This window comes from Undibacterium sp. Di27W, assembly GCF_049340345.1.
In the GTDB taxonomy this organism is placed as follows: domain Bacteria; phylum Pseudomonadota; class Gammaproteobacteria; order Burkholderiales; family Burkholderiaceae_D; genus Undibacterium.
On the sequence record NZ_JBMPOS010000011.1, the window covers coordinates 26,591 to 38,408 of the forward strand.

Consider the following 11,818-nt stretch of genomic DNA (forward strand, 5'->3'; position numbering starts at 1 on the left):
AATCACAATAAGAAATCACAAAAATAAAATATACAAGGATATTTATGAATACAAGCAAGCAAATCAATTCAGCGACAACACCAGACTATGGCGACAGCATGCCCGTCGCCATCATTGGTGCTGGCTGCCGCATGCCGCGCGCTGATGATATTTTTGAATATTGGCGCAGACTGGCAGACGGTGAAGAACTCATCAACTTTTTCGACGCAGAACAACTGGCTGCTGCCGGTGTCGACCCCGCCCTGTTGCAACGCCCTGGCTATGTGCCAGCCGCTGCGGTGGTGGCAAATGCAGACCGTTTTGACTGGGGTTTCTTTGGCTATTCGCGCCATGAAGCAGAATCCATAGACCCGCAGCAAAGACTGTTCCTGATGTGCGCATGGGAAGCGCTGGAAATGGCTGGCCATGCTCCCGCCGAACTGGCTGCCAAGGGCGATGAATTGAAGATAGGTGTCATCGGTGCCTGCAAGATGAGCAGCTATTCCGCTGCCTCCTTCGACAAAATGGAAGAAATCGCTTCTCCATCCACCTTTGCCCGCCTGATAGGCAATGACAAGGACTATCTCGCCACCCGCGTATCTTATAAGCTGGGGCTGACCGGCCCCAGCATGACAGTACAGACCGCCTGTTCCAGTTCACTGGTGGCGATACATCTGGCTTGCGAACAGATTGCCAGTGGTGAATGCGATATGATATTGGCGGGCGGCGCAGGCATAGGCTTCCCGCAAGAGTCTGGCTATGTACACCGCGAAGGCATGATTTTTTCAAAAGATGGTCATTGCCGCCCGTTTGATGCAGAAGCAGGCGGCACCACCATAGGTAATGGTGTGGCCGTCGTCTTATTGAAATCACTGGAGCGAGCTCTGGCTGACGGCGACCCGATACTGGCGATCGTGCGTGGTTCTGCCGTCAATAATGATGGTGCTGGCAAGGCAGGCTATACCGCACCGTCACCAGAAGGCCAGGCGCGCGTCATCAGCGAAGCCCTGCTCATGGCAGAAGTAGATCCAGCTAGCATAGGTCTGGTGGAAGCGCATGGCACAGCCACCCCGCTGGGCGACCCTATAGAAGTAGAAGCGCTGACCCGAGCCTGGCGCAAGCACACCAGTGCCAGCCAGTATTGCGCTCTGGGTTCAGTCAAATCAAATCTGGGTCATCTGGACACTGCTGCGGGTGTCGCCAGTTTCGTCAAGGCTGCGATGGCCTTGCATTTTGGCCAGGTGCCACCGAGTCTGCATTATGAACAGCCCAACCCGGTCATAGATTTTGAAAACAGCCCTTTCTTTGTCCCGCAGATGTTATTGCCCTGGCCGCTGGATCAGGGGCCACGCCGGGCCGCAGTCAGTGCCTTTGCCATAGGTGGCACCAATTGTCATGCGATACTGGAACAAGCCCCGGCACGAGCCACATTGGTGCCTGAAAACGGAGATCCAGTGTTCTTGTTGCTCAGTGCGCGCAGTGAAGCTGCCTTGAAAACACTGGCGCAGCGTCATGCATGGCGTTTGTGTGAATGGACTACCGATCAGTCTCTGGCGGATTATTGCGCCACCAGTGTCCATCATCGCAGCATCTACCCGTATCGCCTGGCACTGCTGGCCAATGATGCCGATGGCCTCATCAATTTGCTGTATGCCTTTATCGATGGCGACGATATAAAAAGCAAAAAACGCCAAAATCAACAGACCCATGCATGGATAGCTCATACGCTAGTTCCTGATGCTGACACACAGGGCTTGCTTGATTTTGTAACAACCCAGGCCAGTGCTGAACATCCATCTTGGGAGCAGCATCCCGTTTGCACTGTCCGCCCTGTCGCTCGTGCCTTGTTGCCGACTTGCCCTTTTGAAGGCGAACGTTGCTGGTATACCAAGCCTGGCTTTAATCCTGTGGCCATAAGCAAGGACGATCATCAGGCATGGCAAGCCATGCGCAATGCGGGTCACCAAAGCGCAGCCGCATTGGCGGCTGACCTGGATTTATCAGCCCTGCCACGTGAAAACGAAGGTGTCGATGCCCTGCATGCCGCCTATGTAGGTCAGGCATTTGCCGCACTTGGTATATTTAACAACAATGACGGCTGGATGGATGTAAAAGCTTGCCTGCAAGCCGCAGGCGCTCCTGCTCGTTTCCATCAGTTGTTTGCACGCCTGTTGCGCGACCATGCGGATGCTGGTTTGCTGGAAACGCGTGGTGCAGGTGAGCAGCTCAGTTATCGCAGCCTGCGCAAAAACTTGCCAGACCCAGGCCCATGGCTGGTGTTGATGCGTGAACTGGGTTATCAGCAACTGGCTGATCTGGTTGAACGCACTGGCCCGCGTCTCGCAGACATGCTGGCTGAAAAAGTGGATGCAGTCAGTATAGTCTTTCCTGGTGCTGCCATTGATGATGTCGAGCATATGTATCAGGATCAGCCATATTCTGTCTACCTGAACAGCATCGCCGCCGCTACTGTAGCGAGCTTGGCGAAAGCGCATGGACGACCACTGCGCATACTGGAAGTGGGTGGCGGTACTGGTGGTACGACGCGTGACATACTTGCGCAATTGCCTGCTGATGCTTGTGAGTTGTATACCTTTACTGACCTGGGGACACTATTCCTGCAAAAAGCACGCAAGAAATTTGCAGCCTATCCTTTCATGCAATACCAGAGTTTTGACATGAATGGCCCGGCTATTGCTCAAGGCCTGAAGGCTGGCAGTTATGACCTGATCGTCGCCGCCAACGTACTGCACAATGCACCTGACCTGCGCGTGATGTTGGCCAACCTGGCTACGGTGCTGGCTCCAGACGGTGCGCTGATGATGCGTGAAATCACTACACCGAAAAAACTGTTCGACTTTGTCTTTGGCCCCTTGGTGCCTGCATTAAGCGATAGTAATCAACGTGATGGAGAATTGTTTGCCAGCGGCCTGCACTGGCAGCAGGCATTGACTGACGCCGGTTTTGTACAGACCGATGCCATGCCCGCAGAAGGCTTGCCTACCCACGCACTGGGTGAACAGATTTTGCTGGCCCGCTGGCCAGGCATGCTCAAGGACAGCGCGTCAATAAATACGGTTATTGCCAAGCCCGATACCGCCCATGTACTGACAATATCAGAACCAACTATCGGCAAAATCATCACAGCCGTTTATGTCTGGCTGCCGCAATCTGGCAGATGTCAGCTGGAAAACCTGCGCTGGCATCTGGATATCAGCAATTCGCCCTCTCCTTTGCGATTGGAATTGTCTTATAGTGGCGACCGCTTGCATGTAACGGTATCAGATACAAGAGACATCCAGCAAACCTTGTTGACCGCCACAGTCTCGCATCCCCGCGCATTGCGCAGACAGAGCAGACAGATCGTAGAAGCTATTCATCTAGACCCGTCTAACCATACATTGCTAGACCGTGTCATCGGAGCTTTAAATGACGATGCATCCCTGTTTGCTGGCATGGACAGCCTGTATTTGCTCACATCTACAGACAATGTGCAAAGCCTGCGCCTGCATCTCAATGAGCAGAGCGCTGTGGTGACTGATGCCACAGGTCAGGTACAGCTCGACTTGCGAGGAATAAATCTGTTAAGCCGCCCTGCCGCTTTGCCGTCTTTGTGGTCTGACAAAGGCGATGCAGAATTGTTTGGCTGGCAATGGCAACAAGTAGCTGCGACAAACCAGTCGCTTCTATTGCCACAACTATTGCCGCGACACGTACTGTATATCAGCAATGATAATCAAACCGAATTCAGCCAGGCATTCACCAATGCTGGTGTCGATTGCCGCATACTATCTGCGGCTGAACTTATGCAGGACAAACAGGCACTGACGACACTACTGTGCTCAGATACTACGTTTGATGCCGTCGTGTACAAACCAGAGACCACCAAGAATCTCGATGATGCAATCTCGCTCTTTGACACCTTGGGTGTAACACCACTGGTAAATCTGATGTCGGCATTGGCGACACTAGCTATCGTGCCGCCTCTATTCATCCTCACGCCAAATACCTATGCAGTCACAGAGATGGACCTATGCACTTCCTGGCCAGCCGCTAGTACGAGTGGATTATTGGCTGTAGCCCGCCAGGAAATGCCAGTCCTGCATTGCATGCAGCTAGATACTGCAAATGCCAACGCACAAGAACAGGTGCAGGTGATCTTGCAATTGCTAAGCGATCCCCAATTAAAACATGCGCCTGTGCTCGCTATGCGGGATGGGGTTTTATATCGCCAGCAATTGGCCCCAACGACCTTACCAACAGCAGCACCCTTGCACCAGGGCCGTCATGTGCTGATAGGTGGTTTATGTGAACTGGGCCTGGAATTGGCCCATTGGCTGGTTGCCAATGGTGCACGTGACCTGGTCTGGCTGACACGACGCGCACCTGATAGCAAAGAAAAGCAGGTACTGGACATGCTGCGCAGCCAGGGTGTCGCGATCCACATTGATGCCAACGCCGATGTGACCGATGCAAAAGCGTTCACAGCAGCACTGCAAAGACTGGCAGACGGGCCAGCGCTGGGCATCATCTTCCACCTCGCAGGCCTGATCAATGATGCACCATTGAGCGCCATAAAAGCGCAAGACTGGGAAGCCAGCCTGACAACAAAATTGCGTGCTGCTTTGCGCATGCATGCGCTGGAAGCACAATTGCAGCCCGCTCTGTCAGTCTACTTTTCTTCTGCAGCCAGTGTCTTTGGTCCTGTTGGCCAAGGTGCCCATGCTTTGGCTAATGCCACATTGGAGGCTCTGGCAGAGCATCGCAGCCGTGCTGGCTATGATACCCTGGCAATAGCCTGGGGCTTCTGGCGCGAGATAGAAAGCGAGAAACGCCAGGGTCTGGCAGCTTATCTGGCTGAACGTGGCATGCTGGGTATGTCAAACACCCAGGGCTGGGCCTTGCTGGCCAGTGCCATAGGCGGCAATGCCTCGGTTTATCTGCCCTGCAATGTGGACTGGAAACGCTTTGCAGTGCAAGCGACTTCAGCACAGCAAGCACGTTTTAGCCAATGCTGGGATGAGGTATCACCTGTCATAATTCCGCAGAAACCAATATTGGCAGATCATTCAACCGTGCCCCTGCTACATCAATTGCGTGAGCATATCGCGGGCGTGTTAGGTTGCCCTGTCGATCAGGTGAATGAAGACAGCAAACTGGTACAGATGGGTCTGGATTCATTGCTGATGCTGGACCTTGCCGAGCAACTGAAACAAAAATATGGCCTGACGGTATCCGCCGAAACCCTGTTCAAGGCCGATACACCGAAAACGCTGGCTGCAGCATTGCAATTGCAAATGGATGGGCAAGCCGATCCAGTGGCAGCCTTGCTACAGGCAGACATTGCCTCAGCCTTGCCTGCAGCACAGCGTTATTTACGTAGCCGCCTTAGCAATCTCTTGCAATGTGGCGAAACAGATATGAGTGAGGATAGCAAACTGGTCGAGATGGGGCTGGATTCCTTGCTGTTTCTGGAGTTGAGTGAAACCATACAGCAGGAATTGGGCTTCAAACTGTCTGCCGAAGTGGCATTCCAGGGTGGCAGCATAGTAGCCCTGGCAAAAATACTGGTGAATGCACTGCGCCCGGACCTGGATGCAGCAAGCAAAACCCCTGCAATATCAGGATTACGCCAGGCATTGATGGAACTGGAACAGCGCGAAGGCGGCTGGCTGGCCAGCAATGGTGATGTATTGCCACGACCAGGCAACAAGGCTCAAGCACTGACAGGCTTGCGTAAACTGCACTGGCAATTGCGCAGCAAAGACTTGCCTCAGCAGTTGTATGTGGAATTTGACAAACCAGGTAATTTTGATCTGGCTGGTTTTGAACTCGCATGGCAGTTGCTGCTGGAACGCCACGCAGCATTACGCACGACTGTAGATGCACTGGCAAATCTGCATGTCATGACAAAAGCACCGTATTACCCGATACAAACAAATGACTTGCGTGGACTGGCAGCACCACAAAGAGACGTAGCACTGGCGGCACTGCGCAATGAAATGACAGATGCAGTCAGTGATCTTCAAGTTTGGCCACATTTTGACTGGTGTGCCAGCAAAATCAAGCTGAAAAATCAAGATGTATTGCGCATACATTTGCGTATAGATACGACGCTGACAGACATAGAAAGCTTCCGCATCATGCTGCGCGAACTGCATTTATGGGTGCTTGATCCGCAGCGGTGTCTACCTGCCTTGCAATTTAGCGCCAGTGACTATTACGCGTGCGAACAAGCTTTGGCTACGACCACGGTTCATGCAAAACAACTGGCGACATACGGCAAACAACTTGGACAACTACCTCCTGCGCCATCGCTGGTAAAAGCTGATGCGTTTGAGGCATCAGGCGGAGAAATCAAAGTCTGGCGTGAAGCCCTGCCACGTGCCAGTTGGCTGGCATTGAAGGCAACTGCAGCGCAAGCTGGCCTGACTGGCACCGCTGCCATGCTGGCTGCCTATGCCACAGCCATTGCCGCATGCTCAGAGCGCCCTGACTTCAGTCTGCGACTCGATTATCCAGACCGCAAGCCTTTGCATGCACAAATAGGCAATGTCATGCTCGATGCCAGTGACAGCGCCGTCATAGGCTGCCATACCAATGTGGCCAGTTTCATGACATTGGCACATGCATGCGCCGAAGCCATACAGCAAAGACTGGCAGCTGATCTGCTGGACGGTGCTAGCGTGCTGGCTGCCTATCAGACAGCGGGCTCAGGTCGCCCAGCAATTCCTGCTATCGCCATGACCAGTCTGCTGGGTGTGCGCACTACCTATGCCATTCCAGAAACATCCGATCCCTTGCTGGGCATGCCTGCCTATGAAATAGCAACACAACCAGGAACGGCACTGCATTTCCAGGTATTGGAAGAAGAAAGCGCGCTGCTGTATAACATAGACTTGCACACGGGCTTGCTGTCCAGTGAAATGGGTAATACGCTGATGCGCCATCTCGGCATTATCCTGCAGACCCTGGCCACCTCACCTGCAGCATGGAACGCTGAGCCGCACAGCTTGCTGCAAACAGCTAAAGAGGTGAAGCATGGCTGATATCCTTAACGTAATCGTCTGTGGCACCCGCTTTGGCGAGCACTATCTGGCGGCTCTCAATTGTGCTGAACATCTGTGGTCTGCCAGACCTGCACATCTGCCTCGGTATCGCCTGGCTGGCATCGTGGCAAGAGGCAGCGCCCGGTCGAGAGCACTGGCTGACAAGCTGGCAGTGCCGCTGTATACCGATATTACGCAATTACCCGGCTATATAGACATAGCCTGCGTAGTGGTGCGCAGTGCCATCGTCGGTGGCGACGGTTCTTCACTGGCACGTGCGCTGCTGTCAAAAGGCATACATGTATTGCAGGAACATCCTGTGCATCCGACTGATATCGTGCGCCTGCGCGCACTAGCGGCACAGCATGGCAAGCGTTATCACGTCAATACCTTTTATCCACATCTGCAAGCTGGCAAGCGTTTCATTGACTATGCACGGCGCAGTGCTGCTGAGCGCCCGCCAGCTTTTATAGAAATAACCACGAGCTTGCAGTTGTTGTATTCAAGCCTGGATATTGTTTGCCGCGCCCTGGGCAAAGCCACACCCTTTGCCTGTTCAGAGCCACTGGCATTGCAAGGCGTGCTTGCTGACTACGCATCGCCCTGGCCCTTCCGGGCTATACAGGGTTTGATAGGTGGTGTGCCGTTTTCACTGAACCTGCAAACCTGGCTGGACCCAAAAGATCCCGACCACCATAGCCTGGTGATGCATAAAATTGCCATAGGTGGCCCTGAAGGCAATGTCTTGCTGGCCAATAGTTACGGGCCGGTGGTCTGGAGCCACCCTATCTACGCACCAGATTATGAGCGCGACGATGCCCAGTCTTCTTACTTGTTAGCCGCAGATCTGTTTGCAGAAAGTCGTTTCAACCGCCAGCCCACGGCAACGATATTTGGCAAGCCACATGGCCCCAGTCTGACAGAAGCTGCCGCACACGACTTCCCCCTGGCGATACATGCCGCGCTGGATGAGTTGATGCAGGATGATGCCCCAGTTCATCAAGACCAATGGTGGCAAGCCCATGGTGAGGCCTGGCTGTGCATCATGCGTGCAGTCGGTCCGGCGCAGATGAGCAGTTGTCCACCGCCGCCACCGCCCTTTCCCAACCCTGTCAGCTATGCAAAGGAGTACCAATCATGAGCCAGACTGCAATGCAATCACAAGCAAGCGCAATTGCCACATTGGATCGCAATCGACAGGCTTATGCAGGCTTGGCAGAGGTGCTGGAAAACGCCGGTCTGGCAGAGCATGCGCTTTACCTGAACTGGGGCTATGCGCCGCAAACCGGCCTGGCCGACTGGGCATTCAGCGCATTACCCGCTGGAGAAACCGGCATGGCGCAGGCTCGTCTGATACTGGAAGTGCTTGGTGATACCTGCTTGGCAGGCAAACGTGTACTGGATGTAGGTTGCGGCCGCGGCGGTGCACTGTCCTTGCTGGCACGCCTGTATCCGGATGCCAATCTGGCAGGTGCCGACCTAAGTGCCGCAAATATTGCTTACTGCCGGAGACGCCACCAGCATGCCCGGTTAAGGTTCCAGGTGGCCGATGCCTGCCGCCTGCCATATGCAGATCAGAGCGTGGATGTCTTATTGAATCTGGAATCATCCGGTGCTTACCCTGATCTACCCGCCTTTTTTGCACATGCTTATCGCGTGCTTAAACCCGGTGGTCGCTTTTGTTATGCCGACGTGCTGGCCGCCGATACTCTTGAACCCATACGCCAGGCATTGCTGCAAACTGGTTTCGTGCTGGAGCGAGAACGCTCGGTCAGCAAGCAAGTATGTGCTGCCAGAACTGCCAGCCCGGCAGGTCTATGGACAAGGCTGGACAAGGCACTCAATAATCTGGACAAACCCGGCTTGCGCGCAGAGCTGGAACGTTACCTGGCCCAGCCTGAATCTGGCTTATTCCATGCACTGCAGGATGGCCGGGCTGATTACCACATCTTCCACCTGCGCCGTGCCGATGCGCCAGCGGGTAAAGTCAGCCAAGAGATTGCAGCACAGCTGAGCGGGCGTTCTGCCAGACTTGATCAACTGGAAAATCAGGTGATTGCTGCTCCAGCAGAATCTGTCTGGTTTCCATTCACAAGGCCTGATGCAAACAAAGGCCATAACGTATTCGCTCTGCCATATGCTGGCGGTGGTGCATCCGTGTATCGCCAATGGCAGTTAAGCCTCCGTGATGCACAGACAAGCTGGCGCATCTGCCCTTTGCAATTGCCTGGTCGCGAAAGCCGCCTGACAGAAACTGCTATCAACGACATGGATACCATGGTGGACCAGATAGTCATGGCAATTGCACCATATACGCATCTGCCCTGGGCACTGCTGGGATGCAGCCTGGGTTGCAAGATTGCTTTCGAGGTGGCGCGTCGCTTTGAGCACATGGGGCGCAAACCGACATTGCTTTTTCTGATGGCTTGCCCTGCCCCCAGTCTGCCATTAAAACGCCGTGTGTCAGCCTATAACGATCATGATTTTGCCGGTGAAGTAAGACATTTGGGCGGTACGCCACCAGAGATCATGGCAGATGCAGAAATGATGCGCACCATTATCCCTATCTTACGCAATGACAGCGCACTGGCGGAAGGCTATACCGCCTCAGCCGATGACAGGATCCATACTCCCATACTCATGGTCGCAGCCAGTGATGATCATCTTGTGACAGTAGAAGAAGCCCGGCGCTGGGGACGTCACACTGCTACAGGTTTCGACTGGCGCATGGTCGATGGCGGGCATTTCTTCCTGCGCAAACGGCGCGTAGAATTAATTGGCTACTTGTCCGATGCTCTCAAAGCCAGTCAAAACACAGCACTGCAAGAGGAGTTACTGTGCCAGTAACAGCACTTGCAAGCATGTGCCAGATGGAAGATATTTGTTTGGAGAGGAATGAAATACTCGTGGTTCTGGCCAAACGCCAGCTGGCAGAGCGCATGGCATTGCAATTATTGGATGAGGCAGAAGTAACCCGTTACCATGCCTATGTTTTTGAAGCAGACAAGCAAAGGCATTTGCTGGCACATGGCTTAAAGCGCCAGGTATTGGCCAGGTTGACTGGCCAAGCCCCTGAATCCCTGCAATTTCGTGCAGGGCCTGCGGGCAAACCTTATCTGCCTGATCAGAAAGTGCAATTTAATATCTCACATAGTGGCGACTGGGTGGCACTGGCTTTCAGTACTACCCATGTCGTCGGCGTCGATGTGGAACAGGCCAGGGATTTGGATTACGATGATCTGCTGACGCAAATCGCCCATCCCGCAGACGCTCTGACTATATTCAATACCAATAGTAAGAGTAGCGAGCAGCGCTTTCTGGCAAGCTGGAGCATGAAAGAAGCAGTAGCAAAGTGTGCTGGCAAGGGTTTATCCATGCACTTCCCTTCTCTGCGCCTGACGGCAGATGAGCATGGTAGACATGTTTGCATTTCGCAGGAAGACAGCTGGCATGTCCGCCATCAAATGCTTGGTAGCACTCATCTGGCAGTTGCCAGCTCCAGCGCCAACTGGCATCTTCGCTTGCTGGAGCTGGAGTGAGCAGCTATCCTTTAATGATTCAAGATGCTGGCTTCCTGAGGTGAACCAGTCTGGCCTTTCTCTTTTTGATCCAGATAATCATCCCTGTGACACTGAGCATGGCGACGATCAGGCCCAACAGGGAAATAAAGATACGACCAGGCAAGCCCAGTATGCGCCCAGAATGCAGGGGGAATTGCGCTTGCAGGAAAATATCCCCTGCACTTCCGGTACCAGGGATTTTTCCACCCAAGGACTGGCCATTTTTGCCGTCAAAATATAGCCAGGCATTACCCAGGCCAACATCGCCGTGATCATTGCCGGTCTCAAAAAAACCTACGCCATAGACACCAAAAGCAGGTGAATAAAATACCCCGCCAGCAGGCAAGGTCCAGCCACGTTGCCCTGCTTCTTGCTTTGCCAATTCCATGACATGCTCGCGACTGATGGCTGGGATCATGGGTTGATCTGGCGCTTGCGGTGTACGGCTGGCAAAAACATCTGAGCTTAATGGTGAGAACAGAGAGACGATGGGGCGTACCACCTGCGCATTCAAATTCATGGATACAGAGGTGATGGCCAATAGCAAAATAAGCAGCCATAACCAGACGCCACTTGAACGATGCAAGTCAAAATTAAGCTTATGCCCACCTTGCCTCCAGCGAAAGGCAAATGATTTACGCCAGCTGCGCCAGTGAGGAAAGGACAGCCATAAGGCAATAAAACAGTCCAGCACCCACACCATGCCTATGATGCCCATGAATAAAATACCCAGTTCTACACCAGCGACATTGGGAATATGCATGGTGTAATGCAGCTTGTACAAGAAGGGTAAAAGATTTTCGCGGCTAAGTGATATTTCACCCCATTGCCGCTTACCCTGCACATCACCGCTAAGGGGGTCTACAGCGATTTGGTTAAAACCTAATTCATAGGCTTTGCCGGTGGCAGGATTGATTTTGCCTTCCACCGACATTTGGCTGGTATGTCCTGGTTCTGCCTCGTTCAAGACATAGGTCACCCATATCCTGGGGTCACGCGCCTCTACCTTGTTCGCCAGTTCCAGACCAGAGAAGGGTTTTACTTCTCCGGCTTTCGCCATATCCTGGCTATGTGCCTGAAACAAATGTGGATTGAGCAAGGCATCCAGCTCATGATCCCAGGAGATAAAAGCACCCGTCAAACCAGATATGAAAAGGAAAATAGCCACCGCCAGCCCAAACCAGCGGTGCAGTAAAACAAAAACAGGACGCATCAACATAAATTTTTTTG

The 11,818-nt window shown here is 53.3% G+C and carries 5 protein-coding genes; 4 read left to right on the forward strand and 1 reads right to left on the reverse strand.

Features of this window, described 5'->3' with window-relative positions:
• The first annotated feature begins 44 nt into the window (after positions 1-44).
• Genes ACO0LF_RS20685 through ACO0LF_RS20700 form a run of 4 tightly spaced genes read left to right on the forward strand, consistent with a single transcriptional unit; the run spans position 45 to position 10,567 of the window.
• Positions 45-7,028, forward strand: coding sequence for a beta-ketoacyl synthase N-terminal-like domain-containing protein (locus tag ACO0LF_RS20685; RefSeq protein WP_423017439.1), 6,984 nt, complete (start codon positions 45-47; stop codon positions 7,026-7,028).
• Positions 7,021-8,169: a Gfo/Idh/MocA family oxidoreductase gene (locus ACO0LF_RS20690; RefSeq protein WP_423017441.1), complete on the forward strand. Its 1,149-nt coding sequence runs from the start codon at positions 7,021-7,023 to the stop codon at positions 8,167-8,169. Before ACO0LF_RS20685 ends, ACO0LF_RS20690 begins: the two co-directional genes overlap by 8 nt.
• Complete coding sequence (locus ACO0LF_RS20695) at positions 8,166-9,875, forward strand: thioesterase domain-containing protein (RefSeq protein WP_423017443.1); 1,710 nt, start codon at positions 8,166-8,168, stop codon at positions 9,873-9,875. The genes ACO0LF_RS20690 and ACO0LF_RS20695 overlap by 4 nt, the downstream gene beginning before the upstream one ends.
• A 23-nt stretch (positions 9,876-9,898) precedes the next feature.
• The gene (locus ACO0LF_RS20700; protein ID WP_423017445.1) at positions 9,899-10,567 is read left to right on the forward strand and encodes a 4'-phosphopantetheinyl transferase family protein; all 669 of its coding nucleotides are present in this window, start codon (positions 9,899-9,901) and stop codon (positions 10,565-10,567) included.
• 19 nt (positions 10,568-10,586) lie between these two features.
• Here the strand turns inward: ACO0LF_RS20700 and ACO0LF_RS20705 are convergent, their stop codons facing one another.
• On the reverse strand, positions 10,587-11,801 hold the full coding sequence (locus tag ACO0LF_RS20705; protein ID WP_423017822.1) for a PepSY-associated TM helix domain-containing protein: 1,215 nt from the start codon (positions 11,799-11,801) through the stop codon (positions 10,587-10,589).
• Between the last annotated feature and the right edge of the window lie 17 nt (positions 11,802-11,818).